24 protein-coding genes are annotated in these 26326 nt (G+C 30.7%); 22 read left to right on the top strand and 2 right to left on the bottom strand.

Going from position 1 to position 26326, the window contains the following annotated elements:
• Positions 1-80 precede the first annotated feature (80 nt).
• From secA to ACKTTV_RS09425, 3 genes are all read left to right on the top strand, one after another.
• The gene (gene secA, locus ACKTTV_RS09435) at positions 81-3434 is read left to right on the top strand and encodes a preprotein translocase subunit SecA (RefSeq protein ID WP_408030591.1); all 3354 of its coding nucleotides are present in this window, start codon (positions 81-83) and stop codon (positions 3432-3434) included.
• Positions 3435-3627: 193 nt separating this feature from the next.
• Positions 3628-4503 (top strand): UDP-2,3-diacylglucosamine diphosphatase, encoded by an 876-nt coding sequence (locus tag ACKTTV_RS09430; RefSeq protein WP_408030590.1) that lies wholly within the window; start codon positions 3628-3630, stop codon positions 4501-4503.
• 8 nt (positions 4504-4511) lie between these two features.
• Positions 4512-5522 (top strand): glycosyltransferase family protein, encoded by a 1011-nt coding sequence (locus tag ACKTTV_RS09425; protein WP_408030589.1) that lies wholly within the window; start codon positions 4512-4514, stop codon positions 5520-5522.
• On the opposite strand, the gene ung is transcribed toward ACKTTV_RS09425, so the two are convergent.
• The gene (gene ung / locus ACKTTV_RS09420) at positions 5509-6174 is read right to left on the bottom strand and encodes a uracil-DNA glycosylase (protein WP_408030588.1); all 666 of its coding nucleotides are present in this window, start codon (positions 6172-6174) and stop codon (positions 5509-5511) included. The genes ACKTTV_RS09425 and ung overlap by 14 nt on opposite strands.
• A 152-nt stretch (positions 6175-6326) precedes the next feature.
• Here ung and ACKTTV_RS09415 point away from each other — a divergent pair, with 152 nt between their 5' ends.
• The 19 genes from ACKTTV_RS09415 (at position 6327) to ACKTTV_RS09325 (ending at position 25005) form a co-directional block, all read left to right on the top strand.
• Positions 6327-8531 carry an endonuclease MutS2 gene (locus ACKTTV_RS09415; protein WP_408030587.1) on the top strand — a complete coding sequence of 735 codons (2205 nt, stop codon included), beginning with the start codon at positions 6327-6329 and terminating at the stop codon, positions 8529-8531.
• Positions 8532-8744: 213 nt separating this feature from the next.
• Positions 8745-9077, top strand: a complete 333-nt coding sequence (locus ACKTTV_RS09410) for a hypothetical protein (protein ID WP_408030586.1) — start codon at positions 8745-8747, stop codon at positions 9075-9077.
• Positions 9078-9244: 167 nt separating this feature from the next.
• On the top strand, positions 9245-12499 hold the full coding sequence (locus ACKTTV_RS09405; RefSeq protein ID WP_408030585.1) for a T9SS type A sorting domain-containing protein: 3255 nt from the start codon (positions 9245-9247) through the stop codon (positions 12497-12499).
• 152 nt (positions 12500-12651) lie between these two features.
• The gene (locus tag ACKTTV_RS09400) at positions 12652-13110 is read left to right on the top strand and encodes a hypothetical protein (RefSeq protein ID WP_408030584.1); all 459 of its coding nucleotides are present in this window, start codon (positions 12652-12654) and stop codon (positions 13108-13110) included.
• 277 nt (positions 13111-13387) lie between these two features.
• Positions 13388-13540: a hypothetical protein gene (locus tag ACKTTV_RS09395; protein WP_408030583.1), complete on the top strand. Its 153-nt coding sequence runs from the start codon at positions 13388-13390 to the stop codon at positions 13538-13540.
• 81 nt (positions 13541-13621) lie between these two features.
• Positions 13622-14080, top strand: a complete 459-nt coding sequence (locus ACKTTV_RS09390; RefSeq protein ID WP_408030582.1) for a hypothetical protein — start codon at positions 13622-13624, stop codon at positions 14078-14080.
• A gap of 52 nt (positions 14081-14132) precedes the next feature.
• The gene (locus ACKTTV_RS09385; protein ID WP_408030581.1) at positions 14133-14636 is read left to right on the top strand and encodes a cysteine peptidase family C39 domain-containing protein; all 504 of its coding nucleotides are present in this window, start codon (positions 14133-14135) and stop codon (positions 14634-14636) included.
• Between the two features lie 387 nt (positions 14637-15023).
• Positions 15024-15929, top strand: a complete 906-nt coding sequence (locus tag ACKTTV_RS09380) for a hypothetical protein (protein WP_408030580.1) — start codon at positions 15024-15026, stop codon at positions 15927-15929.
• Positions 15930-16039: 110 nt separating this feature from the next.
• The gene (locus ACKTTV_RS09375; protein ID WP_408030579.1) at positions 16040-16708 is read left to right on the top strand and encodes an HAD family hydrolase; all 669 of its coding nucleotides are present in this window, start codon (positions 16040-16042) and stop codon (positions 16706-16708) included.
• Positions 16709-16747: 39 nt separating this feature from the next.
• Positions 16748-17323: a TlpA family protein disulfide reductase gene (locus ACKTTV_RS09370; protein ID WP_408030578.1), complete on the top strand. Its 576-nt coding sequence runs from the start codon at positions 16748-16750 to the stop codon at positions 17321-17323.
• A 364-nt stretch (positions 17324-17687) separates the two neighbouring features.
• Entirely contained in the window at positions 17688-18350 is a 663-nt protein-coding gene (gene ribB, locus ACKTTV_RS09365; RefSeq protein WP_408030577.1) for a 3,4-dihydroxy-2-butanone-4-phosphate synthase, read from the top strand.
• The gene (locus ACKTTV_RS09360; RefSeq protein ID WP_408030576.1) at positions 18351-18947 is read left to right on the top strand and encodes a Crp/Fnr family transcriptional regulator; all 597 of its coding nucleotides are present in this window, start codon (positions 18351-18353) and stop codon (positions 18945-18947) included.
• A 79-nt stretch (positions 18948-19026) separates the two neighbouring features.
• Positions 19027-19482, top strand: a complete 456-nt coding sequence (locus ACKTTV_RS09355; protein ID WP_408030575.1) for an SRPBCC family protein — start codon at positions 19027-19029, stop codon at positions 19480-19482.
• A 209-nt stretch (positions 19483-19691) separates the two neighbouring features.
• A complete protein-coding gene (locus tag ACKTTV_RS09350) occupies positions 19692-20057 on the top strand; it encodes a hypothetical protein (RefSeq protein WP_408030574.1) in 366 nt (121 codons plus the stop codon).
• 106 nt (positions 20058-20163) lie between these two features.
• Positions 20164-20796: a CatA-like O-acetyltransferase gene (locus tag ACKTTV_RS09345; RefSeq protein ID WP_408030573.1), complete on the top strand. Its 633-nt coding sequence runs from the start codon at positions 20164-20166 to the stop codon at positions 20794-20796.
• A gap of 3 nt (positions 20797-20799) precedes the next feature.
• A complete protein-coding gene (locus tag ACKTTV_RS09340) occupies positions 20800-21375 on the top strand; it encodes a Crp/Fnr family transcriptional regulator (protein WP_408030572.1) in 576 nt (191 codons plus the stop codon).
• A 107-nt stretch (positions 21376-21482) separates the two neighbouring features.
• The gene (locus ACKTTV_RS09335; RefSeq protein ID WP_408030571.1) at positions 21483-22352 is read left to right on the top strand and encodes a nuclear transport factor 2 family protein; all 870 of its coding nucleotides are present in this window, start codon (positions 21483-21485) and stop codon (positions 22350-22352) included.
• A gap of 619 nt (positions 22353-22971) precedes the next feature.
• Entirely contained in the window at positions 22972-23937 is a 966-nt protein-coding gene (locus tag ACKTTV_RS09330; protein WP_408030570.1) for a terpene synthase family protein, read from the top strand.
• 210 nt (positions 23938-24147) lie between these two features.
• On the top strand, positions 24148-25005 hold the full coding sequence (locus ACKTTV_RS09325) for an AraC family transcriptional regulator (protein ID WP_408030569.1): 858 nt from the start codon (positions 24148-24150) through the stop codon (positions 25003-25005).
• A gap of 8 nt (positions 25006-25013) precedes the next feature.
• Here the strand turns inward: ACKTTV_RS09325 and ACKTTV_RS09320 are convergent, their stop codons facing one another.
• Positions 25014-26306: an MFS transporter gene (locus ACKTTV_RS09320; protein ID WP_408030568.1), complete on the bottom strand. Its 1293-nt coding sequence runs from the start codon at positions 26304-26306 to the stop codon at positions 25014-25016.
• Positions 26307-26326 lie beyond the last annotated feature (20 nt).

Genomic DNA, 26326 nt, shown 5'->3' with positions numbered 1-26326 from the left:
ATTTTTAGCATATATATTATAACCACTTTAATTACGTTAATTACCAAAGACTAATTAACTAGAAAACAACAGTTTATAAAATGAGTATTTTAGATTCGATTATAAAAATATTTGTTGGAGACAAACAACAAAAGGACTTGAAAGTTTTACAGCCTATAGTAGATAAGGTAAAATCTTTCGAAAATGCATTAAGTACTATTTCAAATGATGAACTTAGAGCTAAAACTGTTGAATTTAAAGCAAAAATTGCAGAGGTTACCAAACCTTTTAACGATAAAATTATTGTTTTAGAAGAAGAAGTTTTAACAGCCGATATCGACAGACAAGAAGATATTTATACCGAAATTGATAAACTTAAAGATGAAGCTTATGAAGCGTCTGAAGAAGTTTTAAAAGATATTATGGCTGAAGCTTTTGCCGTTGTTAAAGAAACAGCAAAGCGTTTTACTCAAAATACAGAATTAGAAGTTACCGCTACTCCTTTTGATAGAGAGTTGTCAGCAACCAGAGAACATGTAGTTTTAGAAGATGACAAAGCTTTTTGGCAAAATTCTTGGGATGCAGCAGGAAAACCTGTTACTTGGGATATGATCCATTACGATGTTCAGTTAATTGGTGGTTCTGTATTACATACCGGTAAAATTGCGGAAATGATGACGGGAGAAGGTAAAACATTAGTTTCTACCCTGCCAATATACCTAAACGCATTAACAGGAAATGGAGTTCATGTAGTAACAGTAAATGATTACTTAGCAAAGCGTGACCGTGCTTGGATGGCTCCAGTTTTCGAATTCCATGGTTTGAGTACAGACTGTATCGATTATCATCAACCAAACTCTGAAGATCGTAGAAAAGCATACAATGCCGATATTACTTACGGAACTAACAATGAATTTGGTTTTGATTATTTACGTGATAATATGGCAAGCTCAAAGAAAGACTTGGTTCAACGTGCTCCTAACTATGCCATTATTGACGAGGTAGATTCAGTTTTAATTGATGATGCTCGTACACCTTTAATTATATCAGGAGCAGTTCCTCAAGGTGATCGTCATGAATTCAATGAATTAAAACCATTAGTTGCTGATTTAGTATCATTACAAAATAAATATTTAATTGGTGTTTTAGCTGAAGCTAAAAAATTAATTAAAGAAGGCGATACAAAAGAAGGAGGATTCCAATTATTAAGAGTTTATAGAGGTTTACCGAAAAATAAAGCTTTGATAAAGTTCTTATCGCAAGAAGGAGTGAAACAAATTCTTCAAAAGACAGAGAACTTCTACATGCAGGACAATAACAAATTGATGCCTGAAGTTGATGCGGAACTTTACTTTACCATTGAAGAAAAGAATAATGGAATTGATTTAACAGATAAAGGTGTTGCTTATCTTTCTGATATTACAAAAGAAGAAAACTTCTTTATTTTACCAGACATTAGTGTAAAAATTGGGGAAATTGATAAAGCCGATTCTACTCCTGAAGAAAAAGCAACCTTAAAAGAAGAACTTTATAGAGACTTTAGCATTAAGAGTGAGCGAATTCATACAATGAACCAACTTTTAAAAGCATATACTGTTTTTGAAAAAGATGTAGAGTACGTTGTTATGGATAACAAAGTAATGATCGTTGATGAGCAAACGGGTCGTATTATGGATGGTCGTCGTTACTCTGATGGATTACATCAAGCTATTGAAGCTAAAGAAAATGTAAAGATTGAAGATGCTACACAAACTTTTGCTACTGTAACACTTCAAAATTATTTCAGAATGTATCGTAAATTATCTGGAATGACAGGTACGGCAATTACTGAAGCAGGTGAATTCTGGGAAATATACAAATTAGATGTTGTTGAAATACCAACAAACAGACCTATCGCTAGAAATGATAAACAAGATTTAGTTTACAAAACTACTCGTGAAAAGTATAATGCAGTTATTGAAGATATTGTTAAGTTAGTTGGTGAAGGAAGGCCTGTACTTGTTGGAACTACTTCTGTAGAAATTTCTGAATTATTAGGTAGAACTCTTAAGATTCGTAAAATTCCTCACAATATCTTAAATGCAAAGCTTCACAAAAAAGAAGCAGATGTTGTTGCTGAAGCAGGAAAGCCAGGTCAAGTTACTATAGCAACCAATATGGCTGGTCGTGGTACCGATATTAAATTATCTGATGAAGTAAAAGCTGCGGGTGGTTTAGCTATTATTGGTACAGAACGACATGACTCACGTCGAGTTGACCGTCAGTTAAGAGGTCGTGCTGGTCGTCAAGGAGATGTTGGTTCTTCTCAATTCTATGTTGCATTGGATGACAATTTAATGCGTTTATTCGGTTCAGAAAGAATTGCAAAAATGATGGATAGAATGGGATTAAAAGAAGGAGAAGTTATTCAACATTCTATGATTTCAAAATCTATCGAAAGAGCGCAAAAGAAGGTGGAGGAAAACAACTTCGGAATTCGTAAGCGATTATTAGAATATGATGATGTAATGAATTCACAACGTGAATTTATTTACAAACGTCGTCGTCATGCTTTAGATGGAAAACGTTTACAAATTGATATTGCAAATATGATTTATGATACTTGTGATTCAATTGTAAAGAACAATAAATTATCAAAGGATTATCAAAACTTTGAGTTCGAGTTAATCAGGTTCTCTTCGATGACTTCTCCATTTACTGAGGATGAATTCAACTCAACTCCTGAAGAAGATTTAGTTGCTAAATTATATAAGGTAGTTTCAGAACATTATAAAGAAGATGCTGGTAGAAATGCAACTCAGGCTTTTCCTGTTATTAAAAATGTTTTTGAAAACGAAGGTGATCGTTACGAACGTATTGTTGTTCCTTTTACTGATGGAACCAAAACATTACAAGTTGTAACCAACTTAAAAGAGGCTTACGAATCGGAAGGTAAATCTTTGGTAAATGATTTTGAAAAGAACATTACTCTTGCGATTATTGATGAAAATTGGAAAGATCACCTAAGAAGATTAGATGAACTTAAGCATTCTATTCAAAGTACAGCTCATATTGAACAAAAAGATCCTTTATTAATTTACAAATTCGAAGCTTTTAAAGTATTTGAACAAACTTTAGATAAAATTAACAAAGAAGTACTTTCTTTCTTATTTAAAGGAAAGCTTCCTACTCAAGATGAGTCTCAAATATCTGAAGCGAAAGAGCAAGTAAGAGAAAAACTAGATCTTCGTAAAGATGAAGTTCAAAACTCTTCTCAACAAGCTATCAGTAATGCTAGACAACAACAAACTCAAGAACAACAAGTAGTAGAGACTGTTGTTAGAGAACAACCAAAAATTGGTAGAAATGAACGAGTAACCATTAAAAATGTAATGAGTGGTGAAGAAAAAGTTGTAAAATTCAAACAAGCCATTCCTTTACTTGAACAAGGAACTTGGGTTCTTTACAACAAATAATATATTGAAAAGCTCGGTTTTACACCGAGCTTTTTACTTTTTAATAACAATCTTCTTACTTTATAATAATCTTATAATTACCAATACTTTACAATTTACTTTCACTAACAAAACACATCTAAAGTAACTTTGTTTGTTGTTAATGCACTTATTTCAAATGGAAATTTGCTTAACAACTGTTTAGTTACTTTATATGAAAAAAAGCAAAAAACGTAAAATTGATATCTCAGTAATATCGGATGTTCATTTAGGTACCTTTGGCTGTAGAGCAGTCGAGCTTAACAACTATCTAAAAACCATAAATCCGAATACGTTAATTTTAAACGGTGATATTATTGACATTTGGCAATTCAACAAACGTTATTTTCCAAAAGCTCACTTAAAAGTTGTAAAGCAAATTATGTCTTTTATAACTTCGGGTACAAAAGTATATTATATAACCGGTAACCATGATGAAGCTTTAAGAAGATTCAGAGGTTTTACTTTAGGTAGTTTTGAAATTGTCAACAAAGTTGTACTTGATCTTGATGGTAAAAAAGGATGGTTTTTCCATGGTGATGTATTTGATGTTACCATGCAACATTCAAAATGGCTTGCCAAATTAGGAGGTATTGGATATGATACCTTAATTATGATTAACACAGCCTTTAATTGGATTAGTGAGAAATTGGGTTATGGTCGTTTATCTTTCTCTAAGAAAATCAAGAATAGTGTAAAAAGTGCTGTTAAATTTATCAATGATTTTGAAACAACAGCTTCAGACATTGCAATTTCTAAAGGCTATCATTATGTGGTCTGCGGACATATACACCAACCAGAAATAAGGCAAATAAAAAATGAAAATGGTGTGACTACCTATCTAAACTCTGGTGATTGGATAGAGAACCTTACTGCATTAGAATACAATAACCAAGCTTGGAGTTTATACGAATATGAGAAAGACAATTTCGCTAAGAGTTTAAACTCAGATTCTAAAATTGATAATGAATTCGTTGGTGCCGATGGTAATAATGCCCAACTATTTGAAGAGCTCTTGGTAGAGTTCAATATTAGCAAATCTTCAAAATAACACTAACTATGAAAATTTTATACGCCATTCAAGGCACAGGAAATGGACACGCAAGCAGAGCAATTGAAATAATTCCTTTTTTACAAAGAAAAGCAGAAGTAGATGTTTTAATAAGTGGGTACCAATGTGAGTTAAAATTTCCATTTGAAATAAAATATAAACTCTATGGACTAAGTTTTATTTTTGGAAAAAAAGGCGGTATCGATTTTTCAAAAACATTGAAAAAACTGAGACTTAAAAACTTGATGAAAGAAATTCAATCTGTACCTATACACGAATACGATTTAGTAATTAATGACTTCGAACCAGTTACCGCTTGGGCTGCAAAACTTCGAAATATTCCAATTATATCATTGAGTCATCAAAATGCCGTTTTAAATGAAAATGCACCAAAATACGGGCTTTATAAGTTTGAACGCTTAATTTTGAAGTATTATGCTCCTACCAAAATAAAGTTCGGATTTCACTTTAAAACATATGCCTCGTCAATATTCACTCCGATCATAAGAAAAGAAATTAGATATCGTACTGTTACCAATAAAGGTCATTATACAGTCTATCTTCCTGCTTATAGTGATAAAAAAATAATTAAAGTGTTGTCTGAATTCAAAAATGCGAAATGGGAAGTATTTTCAAAACACACCAAAGAACATAAATACCATAATAACATTATTATTCGACCAATTAATGGTGAAGCATTCATTAAAAGTTTAACATCCTCTAATGGCGTATTATGTGGTGCAGGCTTTGAAACTCCGGCTGAAGCTCTGTATTTAAAAAAGAAACTGTTAGTAATCCCAATGAAAAATCAGTACGAACAACAATGCAATGCATTAAGTTTAAAAGAAATGGGCGTTACCGTTCTTAAAAAATTTAATAAGCACCAATATAATGAGATTGCTAAATGGTTAAAGTCGAAAAATACGATTGAAGTAATTTATCCAGACTGTACAGAAGATATTTTAGATGCTATTACCTTACCTTATTACAACCAAGAAATATTGCCTACCATTGTATAGTAGGCAGTTCTTTTGATTGTAAAAATTCATTTGTTTTAGAAAAATGTTTATTCCCGAACCAATATCCTCTGTTGGCACTTAACGGTGATGGATGTCCAGAAGCTAACACATGATGTTTTTTCTTATCAATTTTAGCTCCTTTCTTTTTAGCGTAGCCTCCCCATAATAAGAAAACTACATTTTCCTTATGTTCTGATACTTTAGAAATTACGGCGTCTGTAAATTGCTCCCATCCTTTTTTCTGATGACTTCCTGCCATTCCAGCTCTAACAGTCAACGTAGCGTTTAATAACAACACTCCTTGCTTTGCCCAGCGAGACAAATCGCCTGAGCTTGGATAGGTAATTCCTAAATCTGTTTCTATTTCTTTAAAAATATTGATTAAAGATGGCGGGTGCGAAATACCATCATGAACCGAAAAGCATAAACCATTCGCCTGCCCTACTCCATGATATGGATCTTGTCCGAGAATCACAACTTTCGTATCTTCAAACGGACAATGATCAAAAGCAGCAAAAATATCCTTTCCTTTCGGATAACATGTTGTCGTCCTGTATTCATTCTTAACAAACGAAATCAATTCTTCGAAATAGGTTTTATTAAATTCTTCCTGAAGTATATTCTTCCAACTATCTTCAATCTTTATATCCATAATCTCAATTATAAAATTCAAATATAACAGATAAATTAATTTTTAAACCTTCTTACTACTTTTTAAAACTTTAACCTAAAAAAGCTTGCTACTTTTTTGAAAGCTCCCAAAAAGAATTAATAGATTTGTTGTCCAAATAAAAATTCACTTTTTTGAGTCAACAAGTTATAAAAAAAACGCTACAAGATTTAGAGTTCAACACGGTATTAGAACAAGTAACAGAGTTTTGTATTTCAACACTCGGTAAAAATGCTGTACTTAACATTAAACCTATTTCAAAAACACGCACGTTGTTTTTTGAACTAAATATGGTTAATGAATATTTAAGCTCTTTTGAAAATGAAAACAGAATACCCAATCATAACTATGACAATATAACAGAACACATACAAAGACTTGCTATTGAAAACAGTTTCTTAGAAACTGAAGCTTTTTTAAAAGTGGCTACCACAGCCACTACCGTTAATGAACTGAAAAAGTTCTTTACAAAGTTTCAAGATTACTATCCTAAACTTACGGAGTTAAGTGATAATATTGAATACACGACACATGTTTCTGATGCTATCGCTAAAAAAATCACTTCTTATGGTGAAGTAGCTGATAACGCATCACCCGATTTAAAGAGAATCCGTAGAGAAATTGGAGGTATACGTGGTAAAATTTCAGAAAGTTTCTCAAGAGCATTAAGTAAAAACATTGCTAGTGGTTATTTAGATGATATTAAAGAAACCATTATCGATAATCAGAGAGTATTGGCAGTTTTGGCAATGCATCGTCGTAAAGTTGCAGGTAGCTTATTAGGTTCTTCAAAATCTGGTAATATCGTTTATATTGCTCCTCAAGCAACATTAACGTATAGCAGAGAGTTGCAGAATTTAATGTATGAAGAAAAGCAGGAAATCGTAAGAATTCTTAGAGCTCTGGCAGAAGAAATTCGTCCTTATGTTCCTTTATTAGAGCAATATTTAGAGTTTCTTATACATTTAGATGTTATTGGAGCAAAGGCAAAATACGCTCATGAAATTAATGCTATTTTACCAAAAATTCATAAAAAGCGAAGGCTATATTTAAGAGATGCCTTCCACCCTATTTTATGGAGAAAAAATAAAGACAATAACATAAATACCATTCCTCAAACCATTGAGTTAAGTGACAAACAACAAATCATTGTCATTTCAGGGCCAAATGCGGGAGGAAAAAGTATTACCCTAAAAACTATTGGTTTATTACAATTGATGCTCCAAAGCGGATTGTTAATTCCTGTTCATGAGCGAAGTGAAACCACTTTATTCAATACAATTCTTACGGATATTGGAGACAATCAATCTATAGAAAATCAATTGAGTACCTATAGCTATCGCTTGAAAAACATGCGATACTTCCTTCGTAAGTGTAATGATAACACCTTGTTTTTAATTGATGAATTTGGAACAGGTTCTGACCCTGAATTGGGAGGTTCTTTAGCCGAGATCTTCTTGGAAGAGTTCTACGATAAAAAAGCCTTTGGTATTATTACCACCCATTATGCTAATTTAAAAGTATTGGCAAATGAGTTGGATAATGTTACCAATGCAAATATGCAGTTTAACGAGCGTACGTTAGAACCAACCTATAAGCTACTTGTTGGACAAGCGGGTAGTTCATTTACTTTTGAAGTTGCTCAAAAGAACGGTATTCCATTTAGCTTAATTAATCGCGCTAAAAAACGTGTTGAAAACGAAAAGATTCGTTTAGACAAGACTATTTCAAAACTACAAAAAGAAAGAAATAGACTCCAAAAGACCTCTGATACACTGGAAAAGCAAAAAAGCAAAGAGCAAGAACATTTAGAAAACCTGCAAAACAAAGAGTTGAAAATACGTGAAAAACTAGAAGGTTTTCAAGAATTGTATGATAACAATCAGCGTATGCTTTCATTAGGTCGTTCTATTAACGAATTATTGAACAAGTATTTCCAAACCAATAATAAAAAAGAGCTTTCTGCAAATTTCTTTAAATGGGTGGCTTCTGAAAAAACAAAGTTTACTAAAAAGAACCCTCCAAAAAAGAAGACTAAAACTGAGAAGAAGCAGGATCAAATCGCTGAGAAAAAACAAAAAGAAGCGATTAAAAAAGTAGAGCAAGAAGTACTTAAAAAAGTAGTGAAGGTTAGAGAGGAAAAGAAAGTTGAAGCGGCTAAAATTGCAAAAGCAAAAGCTGAATATATTTTTAAAGTTGGAGATAAGGTTCGTTTGGTAGATGGAAATGCGGTTGGAACTATTGATAAGATTGAAAAGAAGAAAGCCTTTGTAAACTACGGATTCTTCACCACTGAAGCTAAAATTGAACAGCTTGAGTTGGTACAAAGGGCTAAATAATAGTTAGTGTTATGCCATTTACCTGCATATGGCATAACACTTAACAACTGTGATTAATCTCAATTTGAAATAATATTCGTAATATTCATTAAGAATATTATCTTTGCCAAAAATGCGCTAGAATAAATACCAAAAATTGTATCAACACTTTAATTTATAGTATCATTTTTTTAAACCGTACTAATAGATATAATTCTAAATATAAAAAACGTTATGGAAAATCAAATCAACCAACCTTCAGAGGCAGCAAATAATTTATACCAATATGCTGCTGATTTAATGATTAATCAAGAAAAGAGTGCTTTTCAAACAAAAAAGATTCTTATAGAAAAAGGACTCGATGAACAGAGTTCTACTTCTATTGTTAATAATCTTGAACAACAAATAATCGAAGCAAAAAAAGAGGCAGCTAATAAGGATATGCTCTATGGCGCCCTTTGGTGTATCGGTGGAATTATTGCTACGGTTGCCGATATAGGGTATATATTTTGGGGGGCTATTCTGTTCGGAGGAATCCAATTCATAAAAGGAGTTTCTAATTCTTAGAAACTTAGCTTTTAGGTGTTACTTTTTGAATATTAAATCAAATGGATAACAAAATCCAAAAGGTACGGTTATCCGGAAATATACAACAGATAACAGTTGTATTTGTATGGATATAACTAGTCGGACAACATGTTGAACGATTTGAATAATTAAATTAATAAATTGAAATGAAAAAAAATCTACTTATCCTATTCTGTATTATAATATGCATAAATAAAATTCACTCTCAAACAAATTGGGAATTACTAAACCCAAAGCCAACTGCTAATACAGGAAAAGATGTTGAATTTGTTACAACTAATATTGGATATATAATAACATCTAATGAATTATTGGAAACAATAGATGCAGGAAATAATTGGTTAAAGAAACAGAATATCTCTAGTGGTAATGACATGAGTTTCTATAATTCAACCGGTTATATTGTTGGAAACTATGGATATGTTTTGAAATCTATAGATAACGGAGTATCATGGAGTCAAATATCTACAGGATTTAATAGCAGTTTTAATACTGTTAATATTATTGATGACAACAATATTATATTGTCAACTTCAAATAGTATTGTAAAGACTGATGATGGAGGAACTACATGGGAAAGTTTGAGTGTTCCAAACTCTGCAGTAAATAAAACATCTTTTACCAGTTCTTTAGTTGGTCATGCAGTTTGTAATAATGGAATCATACTAAAAACCATAAATGGAGGTCAAAATTGGTATATAACAAGAGATAACAGTAATATTACTCCTTCAGATTATTTTACGGTTTACTTTGTTAATGAAAATATTGGATTTTCAACACAAGAACATAGTTATATGTTTAAAACCATAGACGGAGGAGAAACATGGGTAGAGGTAGCAGGAATTAATGATGCTATATATTCAATCTATTTTTTGGACGAAAACAATGGTTATGCAACAGGAGATCATGGAGTGATTTTTAAAACTATAGATAGTGGAACTACTTGGACTTGGGCAGGCTTTCAAAATGGTAGATATTCAAATACCTCTATGTATGGCATTTATTTTCAAGACAGTAATATTGGTTATGCCACAGGTGCTCGTGGTCGTATTATTAAAACAATGGATGGTGGTAATACTTGGATATCACATTCGGAAAACTATAATAATTTTAGGCAAATACAATTCCTTGATAATAACATAGGCTATGCTCAGTCTGGAGAGAATTTCTATAAGACGACAGATGGCGGAGATATATGGTTTTGGGTTGGTTCTTTAAATTTAGGTACTTCTGTTTTTGCTAGTGATTTTACTTTTGTCAATGAAAATTTAGGCTACGCAATGGCTTATGGATCCTACGGATATGTATTCAAAACTATAGATGGTGGTGTTACATGGACTGCTTTAAATAATGGAAATGGGTTATTCAATTATGGAGCAAGCTCAATTTATTTTTTAGATGGAAATATTGGGTTTACATCAGGTGGTGGAGGCTCTAATATTTATAATAGAAAAGTGATGAAAACTATTAATGGGGGTAATACTTGGACACAAGTTTTAAGTCAAGTGAGATTTGAACAAATCCAATTTGTTAATGATTTGGTTGGCTTTGGCAACTATTATGACGCTATGTATAAAACTGTAGATGGTGGTAACACATGGAGTCTTAATATTGAGGTAGACGAAGATATTAATGCTTTTCATTTTGTTGATGAAAACAATGGGTATTTTGTCGGTGATCAAGGCTTGATTTATAAGACTAATGATGGTGGAACTAATTGGGAAGAATTAGAAATTCCTTATGGATGGTATACTCAAGTTAAATTTTACTCTAAAAATGTTGGCTATATAACTGATGAAGATGGTAAGCTATATAAAACAGAAAATGGAGGAGTAAGTTGGGAATATCTTACACAACAATATAAAATCAATTCTATAGAACTTATTGATGACAAAATTTATACAGCAGGAACTAATGGTAAAATCTATAGAAGCGATGTAGAATATGAAACCATAACTCTACATCTTAACTCTGCTGAGAATGTATCTAATTCTATTGCTAATTTAAGTGGTAATGTCACATCAAATGGTGAATCTATTTCAAACATTCAATTTGAATACAGTCCAGATTACTCTTTCAGTAACAGCATTTCAACAACACCAAATACAATTAATTCAGATGATTCTTTAAATGTTTCTGTTGACTTAGCTGGTTTAGAGTCAAACACTACATACTATTTTAGATTATCTGGAATACAGAGTTCGGATATAACTTATAGTGAAATTCTGAGTTTTACAACACTTCCTGATTATGAAATAGCTACAAATTTTACATACAACTATACAGCAACTACAGCGGAGATATCAGGTAATATTGTGTCCAATCAACATGATATTATAAATGTCGAATTTGAATACGGACTAAGTGCGGATAATTTAAATAATAATATAATAGGTACACCAGTAACGGTTAATGGCAACACGACTGAAAATATTGCGGCAGGCTTAGGTAATCTACAACCTGAAATACAATATTTTTACAGAATTAAGGCAACACATCAAGGGGAAGATATTTATGGTAACATAAAATCTTTTACTACACACCCTGAATACAATATAAATCTTTACAGTCCAAGTATCAATGGCACTGATGTTACGTTATCAGCATATTTAACTTCTTATCATGAAGATATAACTGAAATTGTGTTTGAATATGGAAGTATTGATTTCGAAAACAATAGTGTAACTACACCTTCAATAGTTAATGCTAATAGTTCGTCATTTGTTAGCACTATCATAACTGGTCTAGATACGAGCTTAAATTACTATTATAGATTAAAAGCCATTCATAATGGAGATACTATTTATAGCGACGAGGGTGTTTTTAATTTTTCAGGAAATATTATTATTGTTAGTGGAACTATAGAAGAAACTCAAAACAATTCTCTAGAAATTAAAGGCTTAATTAATCCTTATGGTGCTTTTTTAACAGATGTTCATTTTGAATACGGACTTACAGACAGTTTTGGTTCATCAGTGATTGGTACACCAAATTACGCTTACGGTTATAATACTAATTTAATAAATGGTTCGATTAATAATCCACTAGCTAATACAACTTATTATTACCGATTAGCTGCCACTAATAGTGGTAGTGTAATCTATTCCGACACTTATCAATTTACAACAGGTACACTTAGTTTAACAGAATTTGATTTAAAAAACACTATATCAATATTCCCAAATCCAACAACTGATTTTATAAATATTAAATCCAATGTTTCTCAGAAAATTAAATCCATTGAATTATATAATACTTTAGGTCAAAGTGTTTATTATGAAGATACTGACAATAAAATTGAAATAAAAATTGATTTATCAAGTTTCAGAAAAGGAATATACTTTGTTAAAATTAGGTTTGAAAACGCCAAAATAATATCATCGAAATTAATTTTGAAATAAGAGCGCGATTGTCCAACAATGGCTATATTTAATTGCTTGTTCTCGCCTACTTCTGAAAATCCTTGCAGATTTTAAGTTTGGTGTGTACTTGCAAAGTTAAGTGCTAAACCACGCAACTACTCATAGCCGAGACCGTTGTATGTCATTATAAAATGGAAGATTCTAGAAAAATAAAAATTGAAGCCCTAGCTGGAGATGGAAATCTAACAGAACTAAAAAGTCTCTTAGAGCCAGGTCATACGCAACTTGAAATAGATGTTGCTCTTGAAAACGCTATTGCCTATTCTCAAATTGAAACAGCCGAATACCTTATTTCTAATGGTGCGGATCTTTCAAATTATGATTATCAAGGAACATATTATGCAGTTCACAACAATGAAATTGAAGGATTAAAATTCGCAATCCAAAAAGGAGTTGATATAAATATTAATAATGGTCAATTACTGAATACCGCAATAATTACAGTATACAATACAAAAGACCCTACAACTTTAAAATATTTACTTGATAAAGGTGCGGATACCAAGCTGTTGTCAAAAGATATAATGGCTTCATTTGGAACTTATGAAATAAAAGAAATAATAAAAAACGCCACACAACAAAACCAATAGCACATTAAAACACAGCTTAGTCAAAATGCTATCTACAATAGATCACTGTGAACCACTACAAAAGAAATGAACGAAATAAATAAAGGAACAAGAATAATAAATTTTGTTTGTGACATCCTCTTAATAACCTTGATTTCAGGTTTCATAAGACCTCTGTTTTATTCTATTGCCCTAACAACTCTATACTATTGTGTTTATATACTTTATTATTTCAGTTTTGAATATTTTTTAAACCAAACTCCAGGTAAAATGATTACTAAAAACACAAGTTGTAGATATGCACAATCTAAAACCAAATTTCAGAAAATTATCGTATCGAACACTATTAAGATTAAACCCATTTGATGCATTATCGTATTTATTTGGACAACAACAAGGTGGGCATGACACTGTTTCAAAGATACGATTAGTAATAAAACGAAGTACATAACAATACCTAAACTCCATTAAAACAGGGTTTATACAAAATGTTACACTTAATTGATCTATGATAAGCGAATTCAAACTGACATTGAAGAAACTAAATTCGAAAAATTTTCGGGATCGTTCTCATTTTGAATACATGATTGATGGAGTGAATTTAAAGGATATTATTGATAAAAAGTATGGTTATAATTCATTTATTGAAGAGAATAAATTCCTTGGGTGGATTAATGACGGACTGGATTTGAAAAATTTGGAATTTTCTTCACTAATTCTTAAAGGAGAAAAAATTAATAATCCTTTATCAACAGATGATCCCCAATTATTAAACTATGGTTTTGGATCTGAAATTCCGATATATACGTGTAAATGTGGAGATATTTACTGTAGTGGTTTAATGGTAGATTTTGTTATATATGATAATAAAATAACTTGGGACTTCGGCGATAAAGTAATGCCTATTCTTATATTCGACCTTGACCAATATAGAAAGGAAATCGATTCAAAAATTAAAGAATTTAAGAGAAATAAGTATGACACCACCTAAACTGTATTAAAATCCAACTTAGCCAAAACGTTTTATACCATTATAACAAAAAATGAAAATTAAATTTCTACTCTTACTTTTAACAATTACAATTCACTCAAGTTGTAACAATTCCATAAAAAATAAATATTTCCCAATAATACTTCAAGAAAAACCTGTCCAATGTGGTCCGATATGTTTAAAAATGATTTGCCAGTATTATGGCAAAGATGTTGACATAAAAGTACTAGAAAAGTTATCAGGAATGGAACGTAATGGAACATCATTACTTGGTTTAAGCGAAGCTGCTGAAAGTATAGGATTAAAAAACTTAGGTGTGAAAATTTCATTTGAACAATTAGTTAATGAAGCACCATTGCCTGCTATCGTTCATTGGAATAATAATCATTTTGTAGTTGTGTTTGAAGCAAAAACTGATTCTATTTGGGTTTCTGATCCCGCCCATGGGAAAATAAAATATTCTAAAAAAGAATTTTGCGAAAGTTGGTTAAAAAGTGAAATAGCTACTTCAAAAGAAGGTGTGGCATTACTATTAGAAAAAACAGAAGATTTTTAAAATAAAAATGATAGACAAAATTATACATGAATTCAGAATAATTTAAAGCTAGACTAAAAGGTTATTTCCTTTTTGCGTTAATGGGTAATTTCTACACACTGTCTAAGAAATAAAAATACTCATATAGATCGATTAGCTCAAATACGCTTCGCTTACTCCAGTTCTTATATTTTGTGTTAGACTTCACTCAATTACAAATTAATGATATTAGATATAATTAAAAGGTTAAAAAACTTATCATAAGTACTAATTTCAGCGGAATTTTGAAAGTATTCGCTGTAACCCAGCAATCAATAAATTTTAATTACTTTTGGCGAAAAATTGTAACCAATCACTGACAAAATGTTTTTAGTAATCAATAAAAGAATAAATTTTGTAAAAATAGTAATGCTGATACAAACTATTGTCTTTTCCGCCTGTGGGCAAACTATTAATAAGGGACTTTCAAAAAGTGATTATTCATTTGGTTTGAAGGAAGCAAAAACTATTAAGAACGAAGTCCTTGCTGGAAATTATGCGAAGGCAGATGAGATGATAAAAACTCTTTCTTCAGATAATTTATCCCAAACGATGGATTGTTTAGCTTTAAATATTGAAGGAGAAATACTAAAAAAATGGTATAATCAATCTAATAATTCTGAGTCTTCTACTTTAGCGATAGGGGTTTATCATAGTCATAAAGGCTGGAAGATAAGAGGCTATGCATATTCTAATGATGTTGATAAAGATGATGCTATGGGGTTTATCGATTACCAAGAAAAATCCAAAGAATTATTGAATAAAATAACAAAGAATAAATCATTGGTAGCCGAAGCTAAAGCTAGGTTAATACGTGTTTACATGAGTCTTGACGAATATGAAAAAGCTTCATTAAATTTTCAAAAATGTATTCAATTAGATCCAAATAATGTCTGGGCATATATACATCAATCTGAATCTATTCAACCTAAATGGGGTGGCTCTCAAAAAGATTTGAATGAGTTTCTTAAAAATATGAGTAAAAATAAATTGATTCAACAAATCATTACCCTAAAATTGACTGTAGACTCATTTATCTCAGATGAGAATTTATTCGATGATGGAGAAGAAAATATAAAACAAAAAGCAAGAAAGACTATACGAGAAATTGATAAAGAAATAGAAGCTAATTCAATAAATTCAATTCATAAATATTTGGTATTTGGATATATGGTCTCAATTAGCCATGAATTGGGTGATAACCACTTACTAAATAAGTACTATTCTAAAATGGATGAAAATTATCCACTGTATCCTTTTGGAATAATAGAATAACCTAAAACATGAATACACTAAAAATGTATAACAAATCATAGCTATCTTTGCTATATTACTGCTGCTATTCTAACCGTTGTGCAAAATCAAAACACTTATAAAATACAGGTATGCAATTCAAAACCGAGGCATTAAAGAATACAAAATGTGTAATATTTGATATGGATGGAGTAATTATTGATTCCGAATTCATTCACAAAAAAGCCTATTACGAAACATTCACCTCATTAGGTATAGAAGTATCTGAAGAATTGTATAAAACGATTACTGGGTCTTCAACACTCAATGCTTTTCAAAAATTAGTTACTCGCTTTAAATTAAACCTCGATCCAAGTGAACTGGTTTTAAAAAAGCGAAACTATTATATCAACTACTTTGAAAGCGATCCATCTTTAAAACTTGTAGATGGAGTTCATGAAATAATCAAATATTTTTTTGACAAGGGAATGACTCTAATTCTTGCCTCTTCATCATCAATGCCTAATATTAATCGTGTTTTTGATCGATTTGAGTTAAACCAATATTTCACTGGGAAAATTAGTGGCGCTGATTTAAAAGAATCGAAACCACATCCTGAGATTTTCGAAAAAGCTTCTATCATGGCCAATATATCGAAAGAGGAATGCGTAATTATTGAAGATTCAGACAATGGAATAGAAGCCGCAAATAAAGCTGGAATTTTCGTTTTTGGTTATTCAAATCCAATGTCAAGCGATCAAACTTTAGAAAATGCTAATAAAGTTATTCGTGAATTCAAGGATTTAAAAGAATTTATTTAATCCGCTCACTATTTATATATTAGTTGAGAAAATAAAACCATGAAACAAAAGTTATTTTTAATTGTAGTATTGTTGTCAAATATACTTTTAGCTCAAAAAAATGATTCGTTAAAACGAGTATTTTTAAAAAACCTTATGAATGAAAGGTTCAAAGAAAGTATTCATGAATATAAAGGAAAAGAGTTACCTCCTTTCGAATTAACACAGTTAAATGGAAAAAAACTCAATTCTCAATCTCTAAAAGGAAAACCCACTGTTATCAACTTTTGGTTTAGTAGTTGTCAACCATGCAGAGATGAAATTCCTCTTTTAAACGAAATCAAATCAGAATTTAAAAATAAAGTCAACTTCATTTCTCTTACTTTTCAAACTCGTAATGAAGTCCAGGAATTCTTAAAAACGAATAATTTCAATTTTATACACTTAATAGAGTCAAGAGAATATATTAAAACATTTGGTTCAATTGGATATCCCAAAACGCTTATTCTAGATAAAAACCTAAAAATTATTGAAATAAAGAATAAGATTCCAAATGATATTGAAAACGAAAAGAAAAATAAATCCAAGTTTAAATCTCAATTATCTAATTTGTTAATAGAGTTGATAAAGCTTTAAAGGTTATTTTATTTCCAACTTTAAAGAAAAAAGCTAAATCAGAGGTTAATAGACAGCAAAAGAAAATTGAAAAGGATAAAAAGCAAAATTCTAAAATTAGAAACTTAGTACAGCAACTATTAACGAATAAAAACTAAGCATAACAACACATAATCTTGGAAAAGCTAGATTATGCTAAACTCCACCTTATTTAAATTACAACATACATACCTCAACTTCATAAATGCAAATAATAAATTGCCTCTTGTAGCTAAAAACCCAACAATAACTACCGTCAAATAGGTTTATTTATTGACCTAGGTCAAATAGTTTGGCTTGAAACAACAGTAGATTTGTAGTCTCACAAAAACATAAAACATTCAAAATGACAATTGCGGAGTTAGACATACTAAAAATATTTGACAGTAGCAGTAAAGTACGATTGGAAAAAGCATTAAACAATCTTAAAAATGGAAATGGAGTTATCTTAATTGACGATGAGGACAGGGAAAATGAAGGCGATTTAATATTCTCAGCCAATAACATGACCGTCGATCAGATGGCATTGATGATCAGAAAATGTAGTGGTATTGTTTGTTTATGCATCACTAATGAAAAAGCTGACTTACTTGATTTACCATACATGATAAAGAACAATACCAGTAATTTTCAAACACCTTTCACTATTTCAATAGAAGCAAAAGAAGGTGTTACAACAGGAGTTTCCGCTAAAGATAGATTAAAAACCATTCAGGTTGCCTGCAATGAAAGTGCTAAAAGTACTGATTTGGCTAAACCTGGTCATGTATTTCCTTTAAGAGCTAATGACAAAGGAGTACTATCAAGGAAAGGACATACCGAAGGAAGCATCGATTTAATGAAATTAGCTGGTTTAAAACCCGAAGCTGTTTTGTGTGAATTAATGAATGATGACGGAACAATGGCTAAAAATGACTCAATAGTAAAGTTTGCTACAGAACATAATATGGTTGTGGTTTCGATTCAAGATATTATTCAATATCGTAAATTTGTAAGAGACTATAGCTAAATGAAAAATCACCGGGAACTTATAACGTTCATAAAAAGGAATGTTGACATTGACGATGAAGATTTAAAAACTGTACTGTCATATTTTAAAACAATTAAAAAAAGTAAAAATCAGATTTTACTTCCAAGCGGAAAAAACAGCCAGGTTAGTTATTTTGTTATTAAAGGTTGTTTAAGACTGTTTTATATAGATGAGGAAGGGAAAGATATTACCCGTTATATTGCTTTCGAAAATCAATTTGCAACAGAATTAGTTAGTTTTATAACAAATCAACCTGCTCAAGAATCTATTCAAGTCATTGAAAATAGTGATCTTTTATATATCACTCATGATGACTTCCGATATCTCATGAAAATTATTCCTCAATGGAAAGACTTTTATAATATCTATTTAGAAAAGGCATATGTAAATAATTCCAAAAGACTAATTTCATTTACTACGTTAAATGCATCAGAACGATACAAACAACTATTTAAAGTTAATCCTGATATTGTAAAACGATTACCCAATAAGATTGTAGCATCTTACATTAATATATCGCAGGAAACATTAAGTAGAATTAAATCTAAGTTCCTGATAAAAAATAAAATAAGTTAGAAGGTAAACTATTTATTTTTCAAATTATTTCTTATTTTAAATGAGTTGAAAGTAAAACAACTTATGAAATTATAACATAATGAAAATTCAAGGAAGTATTGAAATAAACGCCCCAAGGAATAAAGTAATAGAATACTTTTCAAATCCAGAATATCTGAAAGAGTATCAAGATGGTTTTGTTAGTAAAGAGTTAATTTCCGGAAGTTTTGGACAAAACGGAGCTGTTTCGAAAATGCTTTATCAAACAGGAAAAAGAAAAATGACATTAGTCGAAACTATCATTAATAACGATTTTCCAGAATCATTTGATGCCCATTACCATCATAAGTTTATGGATAATACTATGAAGTGTTATTTCCAAGAGTTAGACTCTTCGACAACAAAATATAGTTACGAAGTAGAATACACTAGAATAAATTGGTTTTTGCCAAAGTTAATGGCTTTACTTTTTCCGTCCATTTATAGAAAACAAATTGAAAAATGGGTTCGTCAGTTTAAACACTTTGTTGAAAATCAAATGCAAATTCAAAATTGATTTCATAACACCATAAAAGGATAAAATTGTCTTGTCATTTATTTCAAAACATAACAAGTTATTCTATCTTAAATCTTTACTCTAATAAAAAAATAATTGAGCTACTTACAAATGTTAAAAAAACAGTCGCAGTTTTAACAAAAATTCTTTCTTGTTTTTTGACTAAGTTGCGTTATATTTACCATCCCATAAAATATTAAATCAATCTCATGAAAAAGGTATTCATTTTATTCTTTTTTCTGGTTACTCATTTAGCAGTAGGACAAGGAAATTATGAAGAAGTAATCTCTAACGCTATTCTCAACTACGACAGCACCAAGATTGACAGTTTGGCGAAATCCATTGGCTACAAAGGAGGTGAACAAGTTGAAACACTGGTTAGATTCAAAGTTAATCATGAAGGAAAAACTGTCGATGTTACAGCTGAAGGCCCTCATGAAATTTTCATAAATGAAAGTATAAAAATCATTGAGAACCTTCCAAAGTTAGATTTTGGTATAACTATAGAGGAAGGAAAAACATTAAGTTTAAAGCTTCCTATCAATTTTAGTATAAAACTCGATAGTGAACAGTAAAATTTATAATTTAAAAAAGGCACATTTGAAATGTGCCTTTTTTTTTGACCACAAGCAAACACCATTTTTTAGAATTACTTAAATTGCAAGATATTTGGGCAGTACTATGAAAACTAAACTTGATATTAACAATTGGAACAGAAAAGAAATTTTTGATTTTTTTAAAGGATTTAGTGAACCTTTTTATGGTTTAACGGTAGATATCGATTGTACCATTGCCTATGACTTTTGTAAAAAAAACAACATTTCCTTTTTTCTTTTTTACCTTCATAGATCTTTAATAGCCGTTAATAAAATTGAAAATTTTAAGTATCGAATTATTGCTGGAGAGGTTTATGTTTATGACAAAGTAAATGCTTCACCAACCATAAATAGGCCCAATGGAACTTTTGGTTTTTCTTACATGGCTTTTTATAACGAGTTTTCTAAATTTGAAAGAGAGGCTAAATTAGAAATTGAAAGAGTTCAAGCAACTACTACCCTTATTCCTGCAACTTCAAGTGAAAATGTTATTCATTATTCATCTATCCCATGGATTAAATTTAGCGCTTTATCACATGCTAGACATTTCGAGTTTGAAGATAGCTGTCCAAAGATTAGTTTTGGTAAAATGACGGACAACGGTAATAAAAAGGAAATGCCTATGTCAATTCATGCCCATCATGCTCTTATAGATGGATCACATATTGGTGAATATATAAATCTTTTTCAAGAACTTTTAAATAATACCTCTTTATAAAATATGGAGTTATTAGCTGAATATGTAAAAAAACTGGTAGATATTTCAGATGAACACTTACATCAGTTTGTCAACTATTTTGATATGGTTTCTATAAAGAAGAAAGAGTTCTTGTTAAAGCAAGGAGATATTTGCAATTTTGAGGGGTTTATTATAAAAGGTTGTTTTAGACTATTTACCATTGATGAAAAAGGAAATGAGCACACACTATACTTTGGTATCAAAAATTGGTGGGTAACCGACTTAAATAGCTTTCTAAACAAAACTCCAGCTACTTTTACTATCCAAGCTCTTGAAGATAGCGAGGTGTTGTTAATCAATAGAAAAAATAAAAACAAATCCTTTGAGCAAATTCCCGCTATCGAAAAAATGTTTAGGGTTATGACCCAGAAATCTCACGTGGCATTAGAACAACGAATGATCCGAAATATAAGTACCACTGCGGATCAGCGTTATATTGAATTTATATCGAAGTATCCTCAAATTGCTGAGCGTCTTACCAACATTCAAATAGCTTCTTATTTAGGTATTTCTCATGAATTTCTTAGTAAAATTCGTAGAAAGATAGTGAGAGAATAAATCTATTTTCCTAAAAACTTAAACACTCATTCAATTTATTGTACTAGTTCAATGTTTTTTGATACTAAGTACTTCATTTTTGCCTTGTAATTTGAAAAAATATAAGAATGAAGTATTTATTAAACCCTTTATTTATTGTTGCAGCCCTGTTTATATTCATAAGTTGCGATGATAATGACGACATCACAAACGAATTAACATCTGCTGAAATTGCCAGAGGTTTTTACCAAGAAGTTATTGTTGAAAAAGACATGACTAAATTCAATAAATATATTGGAAATTCCTATAAACAACATGCTCCAGCTTATGCGGATGGTGTTGAGCCTTTGAGAGAAGAATTACAATCAAACGCTAATAGCAATAACAAAATAGAAATATTAAGAGTAGTTGGAGAAAATGACTACGCAGCCTTACATTCCTTATGGACCGTCGGTTCAGAACAGTATATTTACGTTGATATATGGCGTGTTGAAAATGGCAAGCTAGTAGAGCATTGGGACCAATATCAGTCACCTCCGAGTGAAGCAGCCAATGACAATACCATGCATGCTGGTCCTGATACCAATATTCATACTGAACAAAACTTAGCACAAAATAAAGAAAGAGCTATCGCTGTTTTGAAAACTTTTGACAATTTAGATGATCTATCCGCCGTTGAAAATTATGTTGCTGATGAGTACATTCAACATAATCCAACTGCAGCTGATAAAAAGACAGGGTTATTGGATTTAATGGCTTTTTTAAAAAGCATCAATTACAAATCAAATACAACCATTGCAAAGGTAATTGCCCAAGGCGATATGGTAGTTATTCATTCAAAAGTTGAGGATTTAAACGCAATAGAAAATGCTATTTCTGGGGTTATTGATATATTCAGATTTGATAATAATGGAATGATTATAGAGCACTGGGATGTTATTGAAACCATGACTGGGCAATCATTAAACAATAATGATCCATTCGAATATCCAAATTAGTTCGAATACTCAAATTAGATCTCCCTTCTAACAAACCTGCCCGAAGAAATTTGGGTGGGTTTCACTTTTCTTTTTAAATATGTCAATTGAGTTTTTCGAGGGCTGTGTTTCTAAAAGCTCTGAAGTTAGAATAAGAAATATTACTTTAAACCAATTTATTACAAATTTAAAAGGGTAAACTCTAGAAAATACAACCATAAATTATCTCTATTGCATTCTTCATGAATTTACCCGTTAAAACAAGATGTCCCCCCTCTTGTTCTAAACTAGCCCATAGGTGCAACCTACACACCTATAAAACCAAAACAATGTTTACCTTATTCTTTAAATAAAATATACTTCAAAATAACGGTATTTCTTTTTTAGAATCTTTTAATATTGTTATACAGAACTATATTATACTTTTTTAAATAAATTTCTTTGATTCAAAAGCTATTGAGTACAAATTATTTCAGTTTCTGTTATAAATATTTGTCATTGAATCATGAAATAAATTTGAAATGACTCTAGTATTCTTATTATAATTACCATTCAGAAGAAAAAACAAACAATTCAGAAATAAAATGCATTGTTTTTATCTTTTGAAACTACTTTTGGTCATTTTTCAAACTGAAATTGTATGAAATTCTATTCTCACTTACTAACTATTTCGCAAACTCCTTCAAAGGTTCATTGTCATTCAAAGATCATATTAAAGAAAGCTAGAGAAATTTCCGAAAAATTAGGTATTGCTGATTCTGAATTATATAATCATCATACTACAATGACTAATTATGTTTACAATAATGCCCCTGTCCATAAAATGATAACTGCAGTTGTTTTCTATGATGTATTATACTTTATGGATGATTTTTTCGGAGAAGATACACAAAAAGGAATACTTCCTGATATTAATAAAGTTCTAAATATTTGGGCAGGAAATGATAATTACTATCATTCGAGTGATGAAAGGTTATCAAACCTTTATAAAGGATTAGGACTTATTAGCTCTGAATTTAGAAATAACTCCTCTAAATTTCACTTTAACAAATTAACGAAATCAATCTCTAATCATTTACAGTATTCTTTGAGTCCATATTTATTCAAATCAATAAAGGAATATTTCGAAATTAGATTGCACACGGGTGGAATGCTTCCTGTTATCGATCTTATCGAATATATGTATGATATTTACCTAACCGAAGAGTTAATTCAGCAAATTCCAGAACTTTCTAAAATTAGATATGAATGTGCGCTTATAGGCGGTTTGTCTAATGACATATTCTCGTATCCTAAAGAAAAACATAGCGATTATAACTTAATCAATGTTATCATAAAATATAACAACAATCTATCTCTCTTTGAAGCTACCAAACAATCAATAGAAGAGGTTAACCTTATTCACCAAAATTATCAGAATACACATAAGACTATTCAGAGGAAATTAACAGGTTTTACAGAAGGTATTAAACAATCATTAACTGAATATTTGAATGCTCTTGACGTTGTTGTTTCGGCTTCTTATCATTGGCAAAAAAGCACGAAAAGATATATGCATGAAAAACATATTTTGGAAGATATGAAGCTGGAAATAAGCTATTCGTAGTTTTCAATTTAACCTGTATTTTTCATCATTGATGCTCAAAAAAACTTAAATCTTCTGAAAAAAAAGAGTATCTTATTGGTATTTCAGGACTTATTATAAGTATAACCAAAGTTCTTAAAGGCTATTTATTACTAAATATTGAATATTTTAATAAATTAATCGTATATTTTTGTTGTATTACAATGATACTTAATCCCCTAAATTCATTAAATGCATAACCCTAATAATAAGAGAAAGGTATTTAATCTCAATAAACTTGGTTTCAAAGGTTGTTTAGATTTTGGTTATTATAACTATCATATAGCGGAGCCTAACTTAGAAATCCACAGGCACAAAGATTCTATTGAAATTTGTTATTATTTGAAAGGCGAGCAATTTTATGAAATAGATAATGAGTTATTTAAACTTCGAGGAAATGAATTTCTTATAGTTCCTCCGAATGTTCCGCACGGAAGTGGTGCATATCCTGAAGATATTGGTGAATTATTTTGGTTACAACTTGAGTTATGCGAAAATGGAACACTATGCTACTTATCTAAAAAGGAATCTAAATACTTAATAAATCAACTTAGAACAAAAGAAAGAAAAGTTCATAAGGGTACTTTTAACTTGAAGCCTATTTTAGAAAAAATAATTAGGCATTTAGAGTGTATAGAAAACACAATAAACACGATAAGTATTAATAATTTAATTGTTCAACTTTTGTTAGAAACTCTTAATGAAAGTAATAGAACAACTAACAAAGATCAAACACATAAATTAAAGGACATCGATGAATTCATTGAAAAAAATATACATCGACAAATTTATGTAGATGAACTTGCCGATTTATTTTCTTTGTCCACTGCTTACTTTAAAGTTTGGTTTAAACAAAACTTCGGTATTCCTCCAAACACCTATATTAGTCGTATCAAAATACAACGGGCAAAAGAATTAATGAAAACCAATTGTCAGGTAACCAAAATTGCATTTGAATTGGGTTATAATTCCTCTCAATACTTTGCCACAGTATTTAAAAAACATGTTGGTGAATCTCCTAGATCATTTATGAAATCATTGAAAAAATAACCTCTGTCTTACTTAACATATTTAGTTTTCTTCAATGTACTTAGTATAATAAATGAGATTAAGAAAAATATTGCCAAACAAAGAACACTCCACTGCATTGAGTTTGTCATAGCATACAGCAATCCATAAACGAAAGTTCCTAAAACGATAGCTATTTTCTCAGTAACATCGTAAAAACTGAAGTAGATTGTATGATCTTGAGTTTCTGGCAATAACTTAGAATATGTTGAACGAGTTAAGGACTGAATCGCTCCTAATACAAAACCTAATAAACCACCTAAACCGTAGAAGTACAAATCTACATTCTCTAAGCTTTTGTCCAATGAAAACGCACAAAAACATACCAGCGTCCATATTCCTAGAGTGATTTTTAAGGCTAATATATTTCCATATCTTTCGGATAATCTTGAAAATAGAAACGCCCCTAATATTGCTACTACTTGAACTAGAAGTACCGTAATAATCATACTTGTAGAATCCAATCCTAGCTCCTTCGACCCAAAAATTGTCGCTGTTAAAATAATTGTCTGCACTCCAATACTTAATAAGAAAAATGAAGCTAGAAACTTTCTTAGATAAGGATAGTTTTTCAGTTCTGATAAAACAATCTTTAACTCTCTAAAACCTTTCCAGATATAATCATCCTCTGGTTTTTTGTTGTAAATATTATTCGGAAGTCTCTTAAATGTTAAGTGTGCAAAACCAACCCACCAAATTCCAACAATAACAAAAGAATATCTCATCATTGTAAGCTTGTCTTCACCACTTTCTTGTGACAATATCATACCGAGGCAAACCAATAGTAACAATACGGAACCAACATATCCGTATATAAAACCTTTTGCGCTCGCTCTATCCTGTTGTTCAGGTAATGCAACTTCAGGTAAGTAAGCGTTGTAAAATACAATACTCGCCCAAAAACCGATACTTGCTAATATGGTGAACCATATTCCAATCCAAACTGTATCTACTCCTTTAAAAAAATACAAACTCATTACAGCTAGAGATCCCATCCAACAAAAGAATCGCATGAACTTTTTCTTACTCCCTGTATAATCAGCTATTCCAGATAAAATAGGAGAAATAAAGGCAACTACTAAAAACGAAAACGATAAGGCATAGTTATAAAGTGCTTCAGGATGTTCCCACTCAATCCCCAAGAATTGAACTACTTTGTTTTCTGTAATTGCTCCGTAGTACAAAGGAAAAACCGCTGTACTTATTACAAGTGAATAAACAGAGTTAGCCCAATCGTAAAAGGCCCAACCGTTAATCACTTTTTTACTACCAATTTTATACATAATTAACTAAATAAAAAACC

The organism is Tenacibaculum xiamenense (genome assembly GCF_964513065.1).
GTDB classification, from domain to species: Bacteria; Bacteroidota; Bacteroidia; order Flavobacteriales; family Flavobacteriaceae; genus Polaribacter; species Polaribacter xiamenense.
Note: the sequence above shows the minus strand (reverse complement) of the source record. Positions and strands in the feature narration are given on the sequence as shown.